This window comes from Psychrosphaera sp. B3R10, assembly GCF_018861025.1.
Classification (GTDB): Bacteria; Pseudomonadota; Gammaproteobacteria; order Enterobacterales; family Alteromonadaceae; genus Psychrosphaera; species Psychrosphaera algicola.
This window is the reverse complement of sequence record NZ_JAHKQH010000014.1, coordinates 49,590-70,657: the sequence shown is the minus strand read 5'-3', so window position 1 is coordinate 70,657 and position 21,068 is coordinate 49,590. Positions and strand designations below refer to the sequence as shown.

The following is a 21,068-nucleotide window of genomic DNA, read 5'->3' as shown; positions in this document are numbered from 1 at the left end:
TCCTACCGTTCATATGAATTATTCGAGTTAAATCCTTAACTAAATATTGCCGGAGTAATTACCCCGTCATCAAATAACGTTCTACTCGTTCTACTCTGCGAGGTTTACCTTTAATTACAATGATGTCCATTGCCTGAATAACGGTTTCAAGCGCTGGGCTTGATAATTCCTTGCCACCGCGTCTTAAACCAACAACTTCAACTCGTCGCTCTTCAATTTTTAACTCCGCCAATGATTTGTGCACGGCATACGCCTCGACAGGTATCGCAACGGCATGAATAAACTCCAATAAATCACGTCGATCTGCGCTTACTTCAGTGGTGTCACCTGGATAAAAACCATGTAATTCACCATATCGATTTTCGCGCTCTTTTCGTATACGGCGCAACACTCTCGACATCGGTACACCGGATTCGAATAACACTTGCGACACCAACATCAAACTACCTTCGAGCGCTTCTGGTACGACTTGGTCCGCGCCATCATCAAGTATTGCTTTTAGATGTTCATCGGTTTTGGTCCTCACCATGATACGTGCGGTACTGCCCGACTCTTTTACATTTTGAATGACCATATGTGTTTTTGTAATATCACCAAACGTAACAACAACCAACTTAGCATTTTTGACACAGGCGGCTTCCAAAATGGCTTTATCCCTTGCGTGACCGAATTGTACGTTTTCTCCGGCCGCCTGGGCTTCTGCAACACGCACAGGGTCGACATCTAACGCAATGTATGGCACAGCTTCAGATCTTAAAAATCGGCTTACGGTCTGCCCCACACGGCCAAAACCACATATCACTACATGGTTTGCCATGTTTGTTTCAAATTGAACAAATGACTCTTCGACGTCATCTACTTCATGTTTACCAAGCACCCGGTCCACTTTATTAACAATGCTTTGGTGACGATTAATAATTGAAGGTGTTACCGCCATACTTAATACACCGATGGCAATCAAAGCCGATGATAAATCTGGTGTAAATAATTCAACTTGTTGCGCTAATGCGACAAGAACAAATCCAAACTCGCCCATTTGAAACAACATTAAGCCGGCCGACCAGCCATCTTTACGAGTTTCTCCGGCGAGTATAGCGAGTTGTTTGATGACCAGAGTTTTGACGATCAATAAGGTAAACAGTCCCGCTAAAATCCAAGGCCAGTGGCGTAAAATTACGGTAACGTCTAGCTCCATCCCAACGCTGATAAAAAACAGACCCATTAAGATATCTCGAAACGGGCGAATATCCGCTTCTAACTGATGTTTGTATTGGCTTTCACTTAACATCATGCCAGCTAAAAATGCACCCAAGGCCATCGATAGCCCAAAAAAGCTGGTAAGTGTACCAGCCATTACAGTGACTAATATGGCAGTTAATACAAAGAGCTCGTCGGTTCTGACTTGAGCAACTTCGTTAAATACTTTTGGCAGAACCCATTTACCTACCGATAGCAAAATTGCGACAACAACAGCGCCTTTTGCTAACGCCAATAAAATGATCGTCGCCATATTTTCACTGCCGTCACCTGCCAATAACGGAATTGCGATTAAAAATGGTACTACGGCAATGTCTTGGAATAACAAAATACTAATGGCCACTTGGCCGCGTTTTGTCTGAGTAAGCCCTGTTTCATTTAGTGATTTAACGACAACTGCAGTTGATGACAAAGCAAAAATACTGCCGATGACAAAAGCGATACTCCATGAATGCGTATAAAAATACGAAGGCAACATGACTAACAAAAGAGTAATAATGACTTGCGCGCTGCCCACACCAAATACCAAATGGCGCATCGCGATGAGTTTAGGGACTGAGAATTCTAAGCCAAGTGAAAATAGCAAAAACATTATGCCTAGTTCTGCAACCAAGGCGACATCATGGGGATTTTCAAAAAGAGCAAAGATTTGAGGTCCGGCTACGACGCCCGCTACTAAATACGCCAATATTGGCGGCAATTTTATTCGTTTAAATAACCAAACCGTGAAAACGGAGATAAAAAGCAAAAAGACTAATTCGAGAAAAATCCCGTGGGCCATAACGTTTTAGTTCCTTAGTTGGCAAAAGCTTGCCGACAATATTTTGTCAGTTTAGCAGAGTAATATTACGTTTTTTTATTTTTCTTTACTTTTCATGTTATTACAAGCTTGGCATGAACTTCGCTTATTCCAATTAAGTTTATTTAATTCCGACATTAATCCAAAGGGGGTCGCAGTGGACTATATAAGCCATCTGGATGTTTTAAACCCTGAAGCAAACGCTTCAATTATGGCTAGTTGGACAAATTTTTCCAAGGAGCGGGATAACAATACGTCGCTAATTGAGCAGTTGCAAACGACGTTGGATATTGAACAGTTATTAGCAATTTACTTAAACGCACTAGCCGGCGTCTATAAAGTAAATGCGATTCGATTAGAAACGTTCCAAAATACGTTCACAGCTGGAACGCCAAAAGTTGATTCACAAAAGTTAACACTGCCTATTCGTATCGACAATAAGCTAATGGGCAAAATAAGCTATTTCACCGACAAAAAAGTGACCGACATCCTAATGTCGTCTCTTACAGGCTTTCAAAAGTCGCTAGTGTTTCCACTTAGAAACGCTTTGGCTTTCTGGCAGCTTCAACAAATGGCATTAAAAGATGCATTAACAGGTGTTGGCAATCGCGCAATGTACAATGACGCAATTGCGCGCGCAATTCAATACGGAACTCGTTATAAAGAAGACTTCGTATTGATGATACTTGACTTGGACAACTTTAAAAATGTGAATGACAGTTATGGGCATCAAACCGGTGATGATATTTTGACGGGTTTCACCCAAGTTGTTTCCGAATGCCTTAGAGCTGAAGACCAAATGTTCCGCTTCGGTGGCGATGAGTTTGCCATTATTTTGGATAAACAGGGCCTTGATGCGGCAAAAATTGTTGCTTCACGTATCCACTTTGCCGTTTCGCAACAATCACAATTTATCAAGTATGGTGTAAGTACAAGTATAGGTTGTGCGTGTTTTAACGTTAACGATACAACTTTAACCCTTTTTGCACGTGCAGATAAAGCATTATACGCCGCAAAATATGCAGGTAAAAACTGCATGAAAACAGCTTAACAACGACTACCCCCAGGAGTTGCCCTTCGGGGCGCTCCACCTAATACTTTTATTTAGCTAATAAAAATCCACTTAATGTTATTTAATCGTAACCGGTGACACGCCGGTTGCTTCAAGTTGACCCAATAATAACTTAGCTAAAGAAAGATAAGCTGGACCTGTTATTTCTCCCGTTACCGCGTCGGCATACTGATTATAGGAATAAGTGGTAATAACCGAGTCGGCATATTGACGATAATTTGAGGTTTCATACGGCATGCGTAAACTGACAAAAGAAATGTGCTTTTTATTCGATTGGGCGAAACTTAACAGTCGTTGTAACTTTTCGTCCTGGATTCGCTTATTTTTAGTTAAATTGCCCAATAATTTTTTCAAACGAAGATAGTCATCCATCCCTCCCATTTCAGCTAAACTTTGTTGCGGCGTAACACTAGTAGCAACAATTGCATCGGCTAGCATAATTTTAGATTCGATTTGTTGTTGGTTTAACTCGTAATAAGGAGAACAGTCGACTTTAATCGTGTGACTTAATTTTCTAAACGCCGACAGCATGGCCGCACACTTATCATCGTCTGGCATAAATATCTGAAGCGTTTTAATTGACTTAGGCAATTCACCACTGCCCTGCAATAGCGTGATTGATGCGTCGGATAACACTTGTTCGTTATCTCTATGTTGCTGCCTACCAACGACCTTTTCAGCGGCATTAATTTTAGCACTTAAGGTTTTAGCACTCTCATTACGAGACGTCGTCAACATTTTTGACTTTAGTCTAGCAATTCGAGCATAGGAGTTTGAAATTTCTTGCTTATCCAAAACACCTGTTTCAACAGCGTTTGACAATTTATCCAACAAGTCATTTAGTTTTGATATTTCGTCTCGATTTCGTATTTTAATCGGCATTAACGCGATATCGGCCCCTGCCTTAAACGTTTCTATGACAGCCTCAGATTCCGTAAAAAAGTCACTAATGCCTTTCATGTCCAAAGCATCCGTGATCACGACACCGTCAAAACCCATTTTTTTTCTGAGTAAGTCAGTCAAGATAGCTTTCGACATTGTCGCAGGTTTCATCATCGTATTGCCGCTCTTACTGATAAAGGTGCTGCTGTCTAAAGCGGGGAATTGAATATGCGCCGTCATGATCATAGAGACCGCGTTTTTATCGATGGCATATTGAAACGGTGCCAAATCGATATTTTTAATCTGTTCTAACGAATGTCCAACAACAGGCAGTCCGGTGTGGCTATCAACATTGGTATCACCATGCCCAGGGAAATGTTTTAGAGTTGCGATAACATTATGCTTTTGCATCGCCGTTAATTGCGCATAAGCCAACTTTGCCACTAATTCTGGTTGTTCGCCAAACGATCTAACATTAATCACAGGGTTGTCTGCATTAACATTTACATCAACGGTTGGTGCATGGTTTACGTTAAAGCCAGTTGCAGCAAGTTCTTTACCGATAATATCACCAGTAATTTTTGCAAATTTATCATTAAATTTTGCGTAGGTGGCTCCAATGGCCATATTACCGTTGAACGCTGTCGATATCGAACGAGGCAATCGAGCTACCCGACCTCCTTCTTGGTCGATAGAAATAAACAAAGGTAACTGGCTCGGACTTGATTTTGTCGCTTGTTGAAGTTGATGATTTAGGCTGACAATTTGCGGCAGAGTTTGCAAGTTTTCACTAAAAAGTATGACACCGCCAAGATTGTAGTCACTAATCATCTTTGCAAGTTCTGGCGTGAGTGTCGTTAGCGGTTTCCGGCATTTTTCTGGTTGTCCTTCATCATCACAGTAATAACGAAGATCAAGCATGATCTTTTGCCCAATTAAGTTTTTAACATCCAATTCTGTTGTTGCCATTACTGCATTCTCACCATTGTAACTGCACCCTATTATCCCAATAAAACTGACTAAAATTGATAATGTTAACCATCGAACTTTAAACAAACTGAATCTTGAAAAACCAATCATTCTAGACCTTATTTTATTCACAATAACCTTACTAAATCGACTAAACAGTTATCGGTGAATTTATTCACACTTTGTCCCATGCACTGAGTTTTTAACTGCCATTTATCATAACCCTAATGTAACTTTGAGCTTGTTTTGAAATCGCTCGTGAACATAGCGTCCGCCTATGGCTACAAGTTCACCCTGATAATAGACCAAAGGAATTTTGCATCTCAACCAAGGTGGGCAAGCCATATCTTTAAATGCCTGCTTGACCGATTTAGAACCGAGTCCGTTTGCCATTGGTAACTTATCTGAGTTATTGCCATATTTGATCTCGAATAAATCGTCGAATTTTGACACTATCTTAATTGTCGAATAGCAGTTTTGGGCATCTAATTGACATTCTATATTTGATTTAACCTTAGTTGTCTCGGGCTCTATACCGGTTCCAGCTTGAGCAATAAGGTAAATATGATCCCTATGTCGTTTAAAGCAAAAATCGCCAAATAAAATTTCAGGTTGATGGTCTTGCTGCGCCGTAATGAGCGAAGTGATCACTTGCATTAAAATATTGGTAGACGGATAACTTCCAGTAATTTCAAAACAAAACATACGCAGAACAGCTTTCAATTTAGCCTGCTCAAATTCATTGAGCTTAGCAATATTGAGTGTGACTTCGTTTAAAAAACCTAACCCGATACTCGCCTTATAATCGGATTTGACATAGTCGAGTAATAAATCGGCTTCTTCTTGTAATAATGCAGCTGATTGCGCTATCGCTTGATGATATTGCGGCCAACGTTGCGCCAAAACCGGCAATAACGACGTTCGCACATAGTTACGGTCAAATGAGAGTACGTTGTTTGATTCGTCTTCAACCCACTTTGTATTATAGGCCGTGACATAACTCACCAAGTCTTCTTTAGTTAAATCGAGAAACGGTCGAGCAAGTTGCAGTGACTTTTGACGTCCCAATTTATCAGGAAATGGCGCCAATGACCGCATAGCACCTAACCCAGTTAAGCCTGAGCGGCGCATTAATCTTAATAAAAACGTTTCAGCTTGGTCAGCTAAATGATGGCCTGTTAATAATACAGTGTGCTCACTTAACTGTTCTGCGATGACACCATAACGAGCTACACGTGCCAGTTGCTCTAATGATTGCCGAGAGGACTTTTCAATTGTCACAACAGAGGCGCTAAAAGGTACCTGATGATATACGCACAGTTGTTCGCAGAATGCCTGCCAATGCGTTGCGTTTTGACTCAGTCCATGATTGACATGCACCGCGCTGATATCAAGTGTCGGAATTTTCTTTTTAGCTTCGACAGCCGCAAGCAATAAAGCTACCGAATCAACACCGCCGCTTAAGGCAACGGCCAATGGTTTATCTGTTATATTTAATCGTCGTAAATAATCACAAAGATGTTGCGATAACATCAGCATATTTGTTTCCAGTCAGACATAAAAAAAGCCATCAAAAGATGGCTTAATTCTAACGGTTATTGACGATTATAGATATCCAAAAGACATCAATCGTTTATAACGTGTATCTAATAATTCTTCTTTTGACATCGTATTTAAATCAGCTAAGTCTTGCTTAATACGTTGTTTTAATGTCGCAGCCATCTTATCCATATCACGGTGTGCGCCGCCTAATGGTTCATCAACGATATTGTCGATTAAACCGTTTTCTTTAATTTTAACGGCTGTGATCCCCATGGCTTCAGCTGCTTCTTCAGCTTTAGTTGCACTCTTCCATAAAATGGAGGCACATCCTTCAGGAGAAATTACAGAATATGTGCTGTACTGCAACATATTTACTCGGTCACCAACACCAATCGCTAATGCACCACCTGAACCGCCTTCACCAATTACGGTACAGATAACAGGCACTTTAAGTCCCGCCATCACTTTTAGGTTACGAGCTATGGCTTCACTTTGACCACGTTCTTCCGCACCAATACCTGGGTAAGCCCCTGGGGTGTCGATAAACGTTATGATTGGCATGTTAAATCGCTCAGCCATTTCCATCAAACGTAATGCTTTACGGTAACCTTCTGGCTTAGGCATACCAAAGTTACGTTTTATTTTTTCAGCTGTGTCACGACCTTTTTGCTGGCCGATGATCATTACTGGTTCATCGTCTAAACGTGCGATACCACCGACAATTGCCAAATCGTTTGCATAGGTTCTATCCCCTGCTAATTCGTCAAATTCAGTAAAGATACGTTTAATGTAATCGTGAGTATATGGGCGAAGAGGATGGCGAGCGATTTGAGCTACTTGCCATGCGCCTAAATTTGAAAAGATTTTTTTCGTCAATTCACGATTTTTTTCTTTTAAGTTTGTGATCTCTTGCTCTAGACCCAAATCCAACTCACCACCACGATTTACTTTCTGTAGTTCGTTGATTTTTGCTTCTAATTCCGCAATCGGTTTTTCAAACTCAAGGTAATTGAAACTCATTAATACCACCAAAAAATTATTATTATTGCCAACGCTAGTGCACTGACATTCTAGAATTCAATTTTAGGCTCCAACGCCAACTCGTCATTTATGTCGAACATTAATTGTTCATCTGGACTGACGCGCCACGCGGTTCCTAGCTCAATAACTGCCGAAGCCATTGCATTTTCGTACTCAATTCGAACAGGCGTTTGCCCATCTTTATATGGCAACAAAAGTTTTTTCAACGATTGTTGCAACTTAGCTGCAGCTTCTTCGCTTTTAACGACTAATTTAATGCAGTTAGCGAATTTTTCTCTTGCTGTAGTCATCGACATTACATCTCGACCGGTCATTGTATTGCCGTCACTAAAATTATCAAAGCTGACCTGTCCACTAATTACAATAATTTTCCCGTTTTGAAGAAGATCTAGGTACATATCGTATTGTTCAGGGAAGAAACGCACAGCGAGTCTGCCCGATTTATCGTCAATTGTCACTAAAGCCCATTTACGGCCTTTTTTATTAATCAGAACACGTACATCTATAACGAGCCCAGCTACCGTGATCATTTGGTCTCGGCGAGTTGGTTCCACGTCACTTAATTTTATTTTAGCGTAATGTCGCAATTCACGCCTAAACGCATTAATTGGATGTCCTGTTAAAAATAATCCTAACGTATCTTTTTCACCTTGTAACCAAATAGAGTCAGGCCATGGGTTCGCTACGTTAAACTGTTGTTTAAGCTCAGCAGGCGCTGAATCCAACAATCCAAATAAGTCAGATTGTCCTACATCTGCCGCTTTCGCTTTTTGAGTCGCCGCTTTTAGTGCGTCCTGCAACGTCGCCATAATAATAGCGCGGTTTTCTTGCGTGTGCGGTTCTGGTCCAAGTTGATCGAGTGCACCGGCTAAAACCAGTTTCTCTAATACGCGTTTGTTAATACGTTTTACATCGACACGCGCACAAAAATCAAATAAATCACTAAACGGACCGCCTGCGTCTCGAGCTTCTAAAATCGCTTCGACCGGGCCTTCGCCCACGCCCTTAATCGCGCCGATGCCATAAATAATATGGCCTTCATCGTTGACGGTAAATTTATATGAGCCTGAATTAACACTAGGTGGCTCAATAACGAGTTTCATTCGATCACATTCATCAACTAAGGTAACAATTTTGTCTGTGTTATCCATATCAGCTGACATTACCGCAGCCATAAACTCTGATGGATAATGGCATTTCATCCAAAGTGTTTGGTATGAAACTAATGCATACGCTGCTGAATGAGATTTGTTAAAGCCATAGCCCGCGAATTTTTCAACGAGGTCAAATATTTTCATCGCCAAGTCAGGGTCTATATTGTTATTTTTAGCCCCTTCAGCGAAAGTACTTCGTTGCTTCGCCATTTCTTCGGGTTTCTTTTTACCCATAGCTCGACGTAATAAGTCAGCGCCGCCTAGCGAATAACCAGCCATTTCCTGAGCAATCTGCATTACCTGCTCTTGGTATAAAATAATACCGTAGGTAGGTTCAAGTATTTCTCTTAGGCATTCATGTTGATATTCATGATCTGGATAGGCAACTTCTTCACGGCCGTGTTTACGTTCGATGAAGTTATCAACCATGCCCGAGTCCAAAGGACCTGGTCTAAATAGTGCTACGAGTGCAATGATATCTTCGAAGGTATCTGGTTGCAGTTTTTTAATAAGGCTTTTCATGCCCGATGATTCTAGCTGGAATACCGCTGTGGTTTCAGAATTAAGCAACAATCTAAAGCTGGCTTTATCGTCTACCGGAATTTGCGTAATATCGACGTAGTCTTTCTCGTCTTCGATACGGCTATTTGCCATATCAACAGCCCACTGTAAAATCGTAAGCGTTCGTAGGCCTAAAAAGTCGAACTTAACTAAACCGGCCGTCTCAACGTCATTTTTATCAAATTGAGTAACAGGATTTGAGCCATCATCATCACAGTAAAGTGGCGCAAAATCGGTGATCTTGGTCGGTGCGATTACAACCCCACCGGCGTGTTTACCGGCACCACGGGTAATACCTTCCAACTTACGCGCCATGTCAATAAGCTCTTTCACTTCGCCGTCGGCGTCGTAAGCTTCTTGAAGTTGTGGCTCAACGTTAAATGCTTTTTCTAACGTCATCCCCGGATCACCAGGGATCATTTTTGAAATTCGATCAACAAAACCAAACGGTAAACTCATCACTCGGCCAACAGACTGAATTACCGCTTTAGCTGCTAATGTACCAAATGTAATGATCTGTGATACTGCTTCACGGCCATATAATTCTGCAACGTGATCGATGACTTCATCACGGCGGTCCATACAAAAGTCGACGTCAAAGTCTGGCATCGATACCCGTTCTGGATTCAAAAATCGTTCGAATAACAGGGCAAATTCAAGTGGGTCTAAATCAGTAATTTTTAGAGCATATGCCACCAATGAACCAGCACCTGACCCCCGACCAGGTCCAACAGGAATGTTATTGTCTTTGCTCCATTGAATAAATTCAGAAACGATCAAGAAATAACCAGGAAATCCCATTTGGTTGATAACGGTAAGTTCAATATCAAGGCGCTCATCATATTCTTTGCGCTTAATGGCCCTTTCATCTGGATCTGGGAATAAAATAAGTAAACGTTCTTCGAGGCCCTTTTCAGATTCTTTAACTAAAAAGTCCGCCTCTGTCATTCCGTCCGTGGGACATTCAGGTAAGAAATAAGTACCTAATTGAACGGTAACATTACATCGTTTTGCAATTTCAACAGTGTTTTGCAAGGCTTGCGGTATGTCAGAAAACAACTCGCACATCTCATCTTCTGTTCTGAGATATTGCTCTTTGCTGTATTCTTTTGGACGATTTTTATCATCCATTGTTCTTTTTTGATTAATGCAAACACGAACTTCGTGCGGCTCAAAGTCTTCGGTATCTAAGAACATTACTTGGTTTGTTGCAACAACAGGCAATCCCTGTTCTTCTGCAAACTCTAAAACTTGTTCGTTATACAAATCTTCTGGCTTTCGGCCTGTTCTAGTAATTTCGATAAAATAATGCCCATCAAAATAGGCTTTGTACGGTGCAACAATTTCTTCCAGCAGTTTGTCGTTATTTTTTGCCAAGCCAAAGGCTAAGTCACCGTCGTAACCACCAGAGAGTAAAATAATGCCCTCTCGATGTTCAATTAACCACTCTTTATCCACCGCCATTTTGTCTTTCACTAACCCACGTGAATAAGCCATAGATATTAGGTTGGTGATATTTTTATAACCATCATTATTTTTCGCAATTAGGGTCATGCGGTAAAACGGTTCGTCGTCTGCACGTCGAAGCCAAATATCGGTGCCAATTATAGGTTTGATGCCAGCGCTATGTGCCCCTTCGTAAAACTTAACGAGGCCGCACAAATTCATTTGATCAGTTAATGCAATTGCTGGCATATCAAGCTTGCTCGCTCGCGCTAACAATTTCTTAACCTTCGGCAAACCATCCATCATTGAATAGTCGCTATGCACTCTTAGGTGAACAAATTTTGGTTCTGACATAATTGGGGTATTTTATTTCCGATTTATTATTCTAAACCCAATGCTTTTCGCACGGGTTTGAAGCTTTGTCTATGGTGCGGTGTCGGACCATATTTAGCAAGCATTTCGAAGTGTAATTTTGTGGGGTAACCTTTGTGTTTAGCAAAGCCAAATTCAGGGTGAATTTTGTCTAATTCGACCATTTCAGTATCTCGAGTGACCTTAGCTATTATTGACGCAGCGCTGATCTCAGCGACTAGGCTATCGCCTTTAATAACTGCTTCGCAGGGGACAGGTAAATCAGGGCATCGATTGCCGTCGATAAACACAAAATTAGGCTGAATCTCAAGGCGCGCAACGGCCCTTTTCATCGCCAACATAGTGGCGTGTAAAATATTAAGTTCATCTATTTCACTTGGATCCGCGCGGCCAATACTCCAGGCCAATGCTTTTTTCTTTATTTCTTCAGCAAGCAACGCTCGTTTCTTTTCAGTCAACTTTTTTGAATCATTGAGCCCGTCAATTGGTTGACTAGGATCTAAAATAACCGCTGCGGTCACCACATCGCCAACTAGGGGTCCACGGCCTACTTCATCAACCCCGGCAATTAAATCTATGTTTGGACGGGTAAAAGTAATCGATTGAGTCATTCAATTTACCTTGTTTTTAAATTGCTTTAGCGCGTTTAATCAGAGGCCAAATGGCATTTGCCGCGCGAAGACTGGCATTACGTTGGATATTCTGATGAATGTCAAAAAACTGCTGCTTAAGTTCGTTTTGTGGTTTGGTTAACATTGGCAAAAGCGCTTCAACCATATTTTCTACCGTCATTTCGTGCTGAATAAGTTCAGGAACTAACTCTTTGTTTGCTAGCAAATTAGGTAAAGTAAAATACGGGGTTTTAATCATCCGACTGAATACTTGATAACTTAACCAGCCAACCTGGTAACCAGCGACCATTGGCGTTTTCATCAGCATTGTCTCTAGTGTTGCTGTTCCCGAAGCTAATAAAACCGCGTTAGAAGCCCCCATGACGTCTCGGGCATTGCCAATGCTAAGCTTGATGTTCAAATCAGAAAACGCTTCGTCAATGACACTCTGAATTGCTTTAGCTCGATAGTCATTGACCGCAGGGATCATTATTAGCAAATTGGGTATTTGCATCGTCAGTTGTCGAGCCGTAATCAAAAATGGTCGTAACAAAAATTTAATTTCTGAACCTCGACTGCCTGGCAATACACCTAAAATTGTTTGATTTAAAGGCAACTGCAATCGTTCTCTGATGGTATTTTGCTGATCTTCTAACGGGATTTGATCCGCCATAGTATGACCAACAAACTCACAGGGCATATCATGTTGTTGATAAAATGCTTGTTCAAATGGCAATAACGCTAAGACAAGGTCGCAGGCCTTTTTAATGGTCTTAATCCGAGATTGACGCCAAGCCCAAACTGACGGACTAACATAATGAACTGTGGTGATCCCCCGCTCTTTTAACATTAGCTCAAGACCCAAATTAAATTCAGGTGCATCAATACCAATTAGCACATCTGGCTGCCACTCAATTAAATCGGCTGCAAGTTGCTTACGTTTTTTGAGCAACCTTGGCAGGCGTTTTAATATTTCAAATAAGCCCATGACTGACAATTCGTCCATATCAAACATGGATTCTGCGCCGAGTGCCTGCATTTTTGGTCCTGCTACACCTTTGAATGAAATCGAAAACGATTTTTCAGCGGCAAGATCACAAAGCGCTGACATTAAGTCAGCGCCTAAAATATCACCGGAGTGCTCTCCGGCAACGATTGCAATTTTTAATTCGGTCATATCAATTCCGCAGTTTACCGAATGATCCCACGGCTTGAGTTCTCTATAAATGCCTTAAACGGTGCAATAGCAATATCTTCACCATCAAGTTGTTCAAGTGCTTCAGCAATAGAATTGCCTTTTCGGTAAACTTCCTTATAAGCACGTTTTATCGACGATATTTGTTCCGCGGTGAAACCACGACGTTTTAACCCTTCAGAATTAATGCCTTTCGGTTCAGCGGTATTGCCCGACGCCAACACATAAGGTGGCACGTCTTTTACTACGATTGAATCTAGTCCAATAAAACTATGGGCACCTATATGCACAAATTGATGAACACCAACCATGCCACCTAAAATGGCCCAATCTCCGACATGCACATGACCTGCAACACTTGCATTATTAGCGAAGATGACATTCGAGCCGATAACACAGTCATGGGCGACGTGTGTATAAGCCATAAACAAATTATTACTGCCAATTTTCGTTAAACTTTGATCTTGAATAGTGCCACGGTGAATCGTCACATTTTCACGAATAATATTGTTGTCGCCGATTTCTAAATAGGTCTTTTCTCCCGCAAATTTTTTATCTTGGCAATCTTCTCCAACCGACGAAAATTGAAAGATCACATTGTTCTGACCAATCTTGCTTGGCCCTTTGATCACTACATGTGAGTGGATGACAGTTCCGTCACCAATTTCAACATTGTCTCCAATGTAAGTCCAAGGACCTACTGAAACATTGTTACCGAGCTTAGCTGTCGGCGAAATAATTGCAGTTTCATGTATCAAAATAAATTCTCTTTCTCAGCTTATACATAGTTTAATAGTGCAAACTAGACAAAATTCAAGCCCTTGTGACCGTGCTAGTCGTATAAGTCCATTTCTTATATGTAAAATTTAACAGGTATTCGAGCAGGTGAAAACGTTCTGAGTGGTAAATGTTGCTTATTTAGGCATAAATACAAAAAAAGCCGGATATACCGACTTTCTACGTAAGATTTTGGTCATTCTATAATACGCGACGAGCACACATTATTTCTGCGCATGCCACCATTTTACCGTCAACATGAGCTTCACCTGTGAATTTCCAAATACCACGACGTTCTTTAACAAACGTTACGTGGAAGTGAATTTGATCACCCGGTACAACTGGATTTTTAAAACGAGCGTTATCTATTGCTGCAAACAAATACAATTCGTCAGGGTCAACAGCGCCTTTTTCAGCTTCGATAGTTTTAAAACCAAGTAGGCCAGTTGCTTGTGCCATAGCTTCTAAAATAAGAACTCCAGGGAACACAGGACGACCAGGAAAATGGCCAGTGAAAATTGGCTCGTTGATCGTTACATTTTTTATCGCGTGTAGCGTTTCACCAACTTTGTAATCAATAACTCGATCTATCAGCAACATAGGATATCTATGTGGTAAATACGACATGATTTTTTCGATTTCAAATGAGTTTAATTGCTCAGACAAAGTGTGTCTCCTTTCAATACAAAATTATTTATCCTGGTCACTCGATTTCTCAAGCTTTTTAACCCGGTCAAATAGCTCCGTTAGTTTTCTATAACGTGCCGTATTATTACGCCACTCTTTATTTGTTGTTGCTGGCATTCCAGACGAATACACGCCAGGTTCATTTATGTCCTTCATTATGAAGGCCCTGCCAGTAATAAATGTTCTATCACATATTGTTAAGTGGCCACTAATAGCGCAAACCCCACCAATGGTGACATTTTTACCAATTTTAGTACTGCCCGCTATCATAGTGCCGGCAGCAATAGCCGTAAAATCACCAATCTCAACGTTATGTCCAATCTGTATTTGATTATCAATAATGACATGACAACCAATTATTGTATCTTCTATTGCACCGCGATCGATGGTTGTAGATGCGCCAATTTCGGTATGATCACCGATGACAACACGACCGACCTGAGGAATTTTCAACCAGTGTTGATTACCTTCAACATTTAGTGGTGCATAGCCAAACCCATCCGCACCGAGCACGGTTCCTGCGTGTACAGTGCAATCTGAGCCTATCTTCACCGTATGGTAAACCGTAACATTTGGCATCAGTTGAGTTCGACAGCCGAGCATTGTACCCTGCCCGACATAACAACCTGCTCCGATCACTACATCATCGCCTAAAACAACGTGTGCTGCGATCACGGCATTTGCACCGATCTTAACATTTAGGCCAAACTTAGCGGTTGGGTCGACGGTTGCCGTTTGATGAATTCCGTCGCTTTGCAGTGGCGTAGAATCTAAAACTTGTGCGGTTATCGCAAAACCTGCATAGGGGTTATCCATCACAATGCGGTTACCAGCAAAATCATCTCGCTGTGCTTTGGATAATATCACTGCACCCGCTTGCGTTTCCGCTAAATATTTTTTGTATTTGGCATTGGCAAGAAATGAAATTTGCAGTTTTGTCGCATTCTGTAACGTTGCGATACTAGTAACTGCATAGTTTGAGTCACCGATCACTTCTGTTTCTAAGCCAGTTTGATTGGTTATCTCGGCCGCTAATTGCTTTAACGTAATTGCCATTTTAAATCCTCCCAATAAAAAACCCACATAGAGTGGGCTTTTTCAATTATAACGCGTAAACCTAAATTAGTTTAATTTGCTGATCCGCGCTGTAACTTTGTCTGAAATGTCTTTTTCAGGAGTCACGAATACAATTGATTGTGCTTGCAACACGATATCGATTTTCTCTTCTGCTGCAACAGCATCAACGGCTTCTTTAACAAGCGCTAAGATCTTGTTGCGCTCTTCAGTTTGACGTTGTTTAAGTTGTTGGTCTAGCGGCTGTGCACGACTTTGAAACTCTTTTTGCATTCCTTCGATTTTAACTTTAAGTGCTTCTTGCTCTTCTTGACTCATTGTCATTGATTCGCGTTGAAACTTTTCAATACTAAATTTTATGTCACTTTGTAATTTAGTCAGTTCTTCTCTCGGGCCAGCAAATTCTTCATTTAGGGTTTGCATCATTGCTTGAGTCTGAGGCAATTGAGCGACAATTTTTTGTACGTCAATTACAGCAATTGATTCTGCAAAAACCGATACTGAAAATAAAATACCAGCTGTTGCACCTAAAATCTTTTTCACTAAAGTCATTGTTTTACTCCAAAATTATTATAAATCTTTCAATTAGAATGTTGTACCGACATTGAAGCTAAATACTTCATGCTCGTCTTCTTCGTATTCTTTTAACGGCTTAGACCAGGTAAATACCATAGGTCCCATAGGTGAAAGCCACTGAATTGACACACCGGTAGACGCACGATAGCGACCAGGGTCTGAATAATCAACTAACTTTGCACGTTCAGTTGCCGATAAATCGTCATAGTAACCAAGATCAAACTCGGTATCCCATACATTACCAACATCAACAAATATTGATGTACGAACCGAATTTACGTATTCATCAGATAAAAATGGTGTTGGTGTAATTAGCTCAATTCCACCAAATACAGATGCGTTACCACCAGTTGCACGGTACGTTGTCGACAAGACATCTTTTTCCGAACCTGCAATTACACTTGTTGTGCCACCAAGTTGATTTGGTATTCCACCAGAAATTGTTTGAGGGCTTCTAACAATTCCTTTTGGTCCAATCGTATTACTTTCAAAACCACGTAAGTCGTTTGAACGTTGTTGCATATTTTCCCAAAATGGCAATGTCTGTTGATTACCATCAAGCGTTCCGTAACCATTACCGTAGTTCATTTCTAATCGAGTTAAGAACGTCCACTTATGATCACGTGACAATGGGAAATAGAATTTCGAGTCAAAGTTAAACTTAAAGTACTCTACGTCAGAACCCGGAACCGTCACCTTAAAGCCGTAATATTGACTTGAACCATTACTTGGGAATACGCCGCGGTTTAGTGTGCTACGACTCCAGCCAATTGACGCTTCGACCGATTCAAATTTGAACTTGGCATCTGGGTTGTCAGGGTCAATGAACGAGCTCGCAAATCGACGGATCTGATCGTATGGCTGCAACGCTGATATCTCAATATCTTTATACGCCATACCGACACTAACACGGTTATTTTCCATAACCGGCCAACTTAATGTTGGACCGACGGTGATTGTTTTACGCGAATACGTTACTAGATTAACTTTTGACGCATCATAATTACTGTAGGAGATTTGGCCACCAAGACTTACGCCATCATCCGTAAAGTAATTATCGGTATAGTTTAGAGCAATTGTTTGCTGCGCTTTCCAAGTGTTAAGTGAAATACCAACCGAGTTACCTGTACCTAAAAAGTTTTCTTGCTGTACCGACGCATTAAATGCAAGCCCAGTATAATCACCATAAGAAACACCTGCTTGGAATGAACCTGACGGTTGTTCTTTAATGGTAAATTGAACGTTTACCGCATCGTCACGGCCTGGGATTTCTTTGACTTCGAACTCAACCGTTTCAATGTATTTTAAACGTTGAATAAGGTTTTTAGATAATTCCAATAACTCATTAGATAATGTTGCACCTTCAAACTGGCGTATCTCACGGCGCAATACTTCATCTGACGTATTAAAGTTACCTATGAACGAAACACGTTGAACATAAACACGTTTACCTGGGTCAACCGAGATAGTTAAAGCAACTTCGTTTTTCTCTTCATCAAGCTGAGGAATCGTCTTAACCTGTGCATTTGCATAACCAAAGCGAGCGAGGTATTTAGTGATCATTTCTTCAGTGTAAGTAACTACTTCACCGTTATAATGTTCATTGATTCTAATTGGTACGAGTCTCTTAAGAAACTCTTCTTGTCCCAACAAGTCGCCGATAAATTCAAAACCAGTCACCGTAAACGGTTCACCTTCAGTCACGTTAAGTGTGATGTAAACCGATTCTTTATCTGGTGCGACTGAAACTTGAGTCGATTCAATATTAAACTTTAAATAACCAAATTCTAAATAGTAGTCACGTATTGTTTCAATATCGCCCTGTAGTGCTTGCTTTTGATAACGGTCATTATCTAAAAACTGCCACCAAGCCAGGTTTTGCTTTGATTCAATCTTAAGTAACAATTCTTCGTCTTCAAAAACTTCATTACCAACAATGTTAATTTGACGAATTTCAGCTGCGTCGCCTTCTTCGAACTCAAACTTTAGCTTTACGCGATTTCGAGGTAAGTAAGTGACACTCGCATTTACCGTAGCATTGTATTTACCAACACTATGATAGAAGTCGGTAAGTGCCGACTCAATGTTCGTTAAGATAGTTTTATCGAGGGATTCGCCAACTCGTATATTAGAGTCGTCTAAACTGCCTTGTAACTGCTCGTCTTTAATATCACTGTTACCATCAAATTCAATAACGCTGATGGTAGGTCTTTCCGTCACCTTATAAATTATTGTGTTGCCATCACGGTACACTTCAATATTTGCAAAATGGCCAGACGCGTATAAGCGTTTAATCGATTGCGCTACATAAAACTCAGTTATTTCGTCACCTGCGGAAAACGGCACATGCGTCAGTGCGGCACCAAGTGCGACACGTTGCAAACCATTAACTTGAATGTCTTCAATAACAAATCGTTGTTCGTCTGCAATAGAAAAGCAACTAAGAGAAATTAAGAGAATACTAACTACGATATGTTTCATTATTATTTTTGTTCCAATACAACTACTACAGGCAAGATATAATCAGCCACTACAATCTGCCGAAATCATTCATAATGGCGATACCCATTATCATTAATAATGCAAAAGCACCGATCCTAAAACCGATTTCTTGCACCCTTTCAGAGACAGGTTTACCTCTAATTAGTTCAATTAAAAAATACATTAAGTGCCCGCCATCCAATATTGGCAGTGGTAATAGATTGACTACACCAAGATTGACACTTATCAAAGCTAAAAAACTGACAAAGTAAACAATTCCGCTCTGAGCACTGATACCAGCGCCCTGTGCGATTGAAATAGGACCACTTAGGTTATCTAATCCAATAACGCCTGTTATTAACTTGCCGATTGTCTGGAAACTCATGGTGATTAATTCATAAGTTTTAACAACTGCTTTTTGTACGGCGGGCAAAATACCATATTGATGATTAAATACATAGTCTTTTGGCCAATTCTCAAACTTAGGTGCGATGCCAAGGTAGCCATTGCTGAAACCCTCTGCGGTCGGTTTGTTAGTTGGCCGGATAGTCAAGGTTATACGTTCTTCACCTCGTTGCACTAAAAGCACTAATTCCTTTTCTGCGGATTCACTTATGATCCCGGTGGCCTGTTTCCAAGTGGTTAATGGAACATTATCCAAAACCAACATAGTATCGCCAACTTTAAGCCCGCCTAAGTCGGCCGCAGATTCAGCAACAACATGACCTAACTCAAGCGTTGGTTCTGGCCGAAATGGCTCGATACCAAGCCCACTGAGCAACTGCCCGTCCGAAACGGTCCAGCCTATCGTATTTAGTGTTGCTGTTGTTTCAAAGTTGCCACGACTTACTGTGAGGTTCACTCTGTCGTTACCGATATGATTGATTAATGCATAGCTCGCCGCTTCCCAATCTCCAACTGACTGATCTTCAACTTTGATGATTAAATCATTGGCATATAAACCCGCATGTTGCGCGGGTGAGTCCGCGATAACGTTACCTATGACAGGTTTTACCGCCGGTACCCCCATTAAAAACATGACAAATAACGCAAATATCGCGAATATAAAATTCATCATTGGGCCTGCAGCAACGATTGCAATTCTTTGTTTGACGGATTTTTGATCAAAGCTAAATGGTTTGTCTGCCTCTGCAACGTCGTCAACACGACCGTCTAACATTCTTACATAGCCACCTAATGGGATTAGACCGATAACATATTCAGTACCGGTTTTCCCGTGCCAACTGTAAATTGGTTTACCAAAACCCACCGCAAAACGAATAACTTTTACCTTGTTTTTTCTGGCAACCCAAAAGTGGCCATATTCATGTACAAATACTAAAATACCTAGGGCGACTACAAAGCTCAGTAGGTTCCAAATAAAATCAATCATAACAATGGCTCCAACACTGCTGTGGCAGCATATTTTCGACTCATTGTATCTAGCGCTAATATATCGTCTAAACTCGCTACAGACTCACCAGCAAGCTTATTTAGTACACCTTCATTTATTGTTGCGATTTGATTAAATCCTATTTGACGAGATAAAAACGCGGCGACAGAAACTTCATTGGCAGCATTCAGTATCGTTGTTGCTGCTTGTCCACATTTAGATGCTTCTAATGCTAATGCTAAATTTGGAAAACGGTTTAAGTCAGGCGCTTGGAACGAAAAATCTGCAAGTTGGGTAAAGTCGAGTGGTGTTACCCCGGAGTCAATTCGATTTGGAAAAGCCAACGTATGAGCAATCGGTGTGCGCATATCAGGTTGTCCCATTTGCGCAATTACCGAGCCGTCATTGTAACTCACCATCGAATGAATAATAGATTGAGGATGGATAATGACATCAATTTGTTCAAAACTAGCATTAAACAGCAAACGTGCCTCGATAAACTCAAGACCTTTGTTCATCATTGTGGCGGAGTCCACAGAGATTTTAGCGCCCATATCCCAATTAGGATGGGCCACTGCCATTTCTGGGGTAATCGCTTCAAATTCATTTAGTGGTTTAGTTAAAAAAGGTCCACCAGACCCCGTCAATAAAATTTTGTGAACACCCGAGTCTGTTAACTTCCCGCCTTTTTGAACTGCGGCAGGTAACGCTTGAAAAATGGCATTATGTTCACTGTCGACCGGCAATAAAGTTGCGCCACTTTTACGAACTTCATCTAAGAATAATTCGCCGCTCATGACTAAGGCTTCTTTATTTGCCAACAATATTCGTTTGCCCGACTTAGCGGCGGCCATTGTAGGCTCTAAACCTGCGCCACCAACAATAGCGGCCATAACAGTATCAACGTCAGTACAAGCTGCAATTTCTACTAAGGCTTCTTTACCACTGAGCACTTTTACCGAGCTTGGTACTAATGCTTTAAGCGCGCAAGCCGCGGCTTCTTCTACCATTACTGCAATTTGAGGTTTGTGTTCTAAACAAATCTTAGCCATTGCTTTAACATTGGTATTGCCGCTAACAGCATATAGGTTAAATTTATCTGGATGACGACATATAACATCGAGTGTCGAAAGCCCTATTGAGCCGGTTGCTCCAAGGATTGTTAGATTCTGCATTGTC

General features: G+C 41.1%; 15 protein-coding genes. 1 reads left to right on the top strand and 14 read right to left on the bottom strand.

Annotated elements, in window-relative coordinates; translation table 11 throughout:
- Window positions 1-58: 58 nt before the first annotated feature.
- Window positions 59-2,038, bottom strand: coding sequence for a monovalent cation:proton antiporter family protein (locus KO525_RS05190; protein WP_215962731.1), 1,980 nt, complete (start codon window positions 2,036-2,038; stop codon window positions 59-61).
- 175 nt (window positions 2,039-2,213) lie between these two features.
- On the opposite strand from KO525_RS05190, the gene KO525_RS19945 reads away from it, so the two are divergent.
- Window positions 2,214-3,107 (top strand): GGDEF domain-containing protein, encoded by an 894-nt coding sequence (locus tag KO525_RS19945; RefSeq protein WP_215962730.1) that lies wholly within the window; start codon window positions 2,214-2,216, stop codon window positions 3,105-3,107.
- A 78-nt stretch (window positions 3,108-3,185) separates the two neighbouring features.
- Here the strand turns inward: KO525_RS19945 and KO525_RS05180 are convergent, their stop codons facing one another.
- The 13 genes from KO525_RS05180 to ispC form a co-directional block, all read right to left on the bottom strand.
- A complete protein-coding gene (locus tag KO525_RS05180; protein WP_215962729.1) occupies window positions 3,186-4,979 on the bottom strand; it encodes a glycoside hydrolase family 3 N-terminal domain-containing protein in 1,794 nt (597 codons plus the stop codon).
- Between the two features lie 216 nt (window positions 4,980-5,195).
- Window positions 5,196-6,518: a tRNA lysidine(34) synthetase TilS gene (gene tilS, locus KO525_RS05175; protein WP_215962728.1), complete on the bottom strand. Its 1,323-nt coding sequence runs from the start codon at window positions 6,516-6,518 to the stop codon at window positions 5,196-5,198.
- A 66-nt stretch (window positions 6,519-6,584) separates the two neighbouring features.
- Window positions 6,585-7,541, bottom strand: coding sequence for an acetyl-CoA carboxylase carboxyl transferase subunit alpha (gene accA, locus KO525_RS05170; protein WP_215962727.1), 957 nt, complete (start codon window positions 7,539-7,541; stop codon window positions 6,585-6,587).
- A 50-nt stretch (window positions 7,542-7,591) separates the two neighbouring features.
- Entirely contained in the window at window positions 7,592-11,077 is a 3,486-nt protein-coding gene (gene dnaE / locus KO525_RS05165; RefSeq protein WP_215962726.1) for a DNA polymerase III subunit alpha, read from the bottom strand.
- 26 nt (window positions 11,078-11,103) lie between these two features.
- Complete coding sequence (gene rnhB, locus KO525_RS05160) at window positions 11,104-11,706, bottom strand: ribonuclease HII (RefSeq protein ID WP_252736883.1); 603 nt, start codon at window positions 11,704-11,706, stop codon at window positions 11,104-11,106.
- A 16-nt stretch (window positions 11,707-11,722) separates the two neighbouring features.
- A complete protein-coding gene (lpxB, locus tag KO525_RS05155) occupies window positions 11,723-12,883 on the bottom strand; it encodes a lipid-A-disaccharide synthase (protein ID WP_215962725.1) in 1,161 nt (386 codons plus the stop codon).
- 14 nt (window positions 12,884-12,897) lie between these two features.
- Window positions 12,898-13,659 (bottom strand): acyl-ACP--UDP-N-acetylglucosamine O-acyltransferase, encoded by a 762-nt coding sequence (gene lpxA / locus KO525_RS05150; protein ID WP_215962724.1) that lies wholly within the window; start codon window positions 13,657-13,659, stop codon window positions 12,898-12,900.
- Window positions 13,660-13,879: 220 nt separating this feature from the next.
- The gene (gene fabZ, locus KO525_RS05145; RefSeq protein WP_215962723.1) at window positions 13,880-14,344 is read right to left on the bottom strand and encodes a 3-hydroxyacyl-ACP dehydratase FabZ; all 465 of its coding nucleotides are present in this window, start codon (window positions 14,342-14,344) and stop codon (window positions 13,880-13,882) included.
- Between the two features lie 24 nt (window positions 14,345-14,368).
- The gene (gene lpxD / locus KO525_RS05140; protein ID WP_215962722.1) at window positions 14,369-15,421 is read right to left on the bottom strand and encodes a UDP-3-O-(3-hydroxymyristoyl)glucosamine N-acyltransferase; all 1,053 of its coding nucleotides are present in this window, start codon (window positions 15,419-15,421) and stop codon (window positions 14,369-14,371) included.
- Between the two features lie 66 nt (window positions 15,422-15,487).
- Window positions 15,488-15,991, bottom strand: a complete 504-nt coding sequence (locus KO525_RS05135; protein ID WP_215962721.1) for an OmpH family outer membrane protein — start codon at window positions 15,989-15,991, stop codon at window positions 15,488-15,490.
- Window positions 15,992-16,024: 33 nt separating this feature from the next.
- Entirely contained in the window at window positions 16,025-18,496 is a 2,472-nt protein-coding gene (gene bamA, locus KO525_RS05130) for an outer membrane protein assembly factor BamA (protein ID WP_215962720.1), read from the bottom strand.
- A 49-nt stretch (window positions 18,497-18,545) separates the two neighbouring features.
- Window positions 18,546-19,889, bottom strand: a complete 1,344-nt coding sequence (gene rseP, locus KO525_RS05125; protein WP_215962719.1) for a sigma E protease regulator RseP — start codon at window positions 19,887-19,889, stop codon at window positions 18,546-18,548.
- Window positions 19,886-21,064, bottom strand: coding sequence for a 1-deoxy-D-xylulose-5-phosphate reductoisomerase (gene ispC, locus KO525_RS05120; RefSeq protein WP_215962718.1), 1,179 nt, complete (start codon window positions 21,062-21,064; stop codon window positions 19,886-19,888). The genes rseP and ispC overlap by 4 nt, the downstream gene beginning before the upstream one ends.
- Window positions 21,065-21,068: the final 4 nt, after the last annotated feature.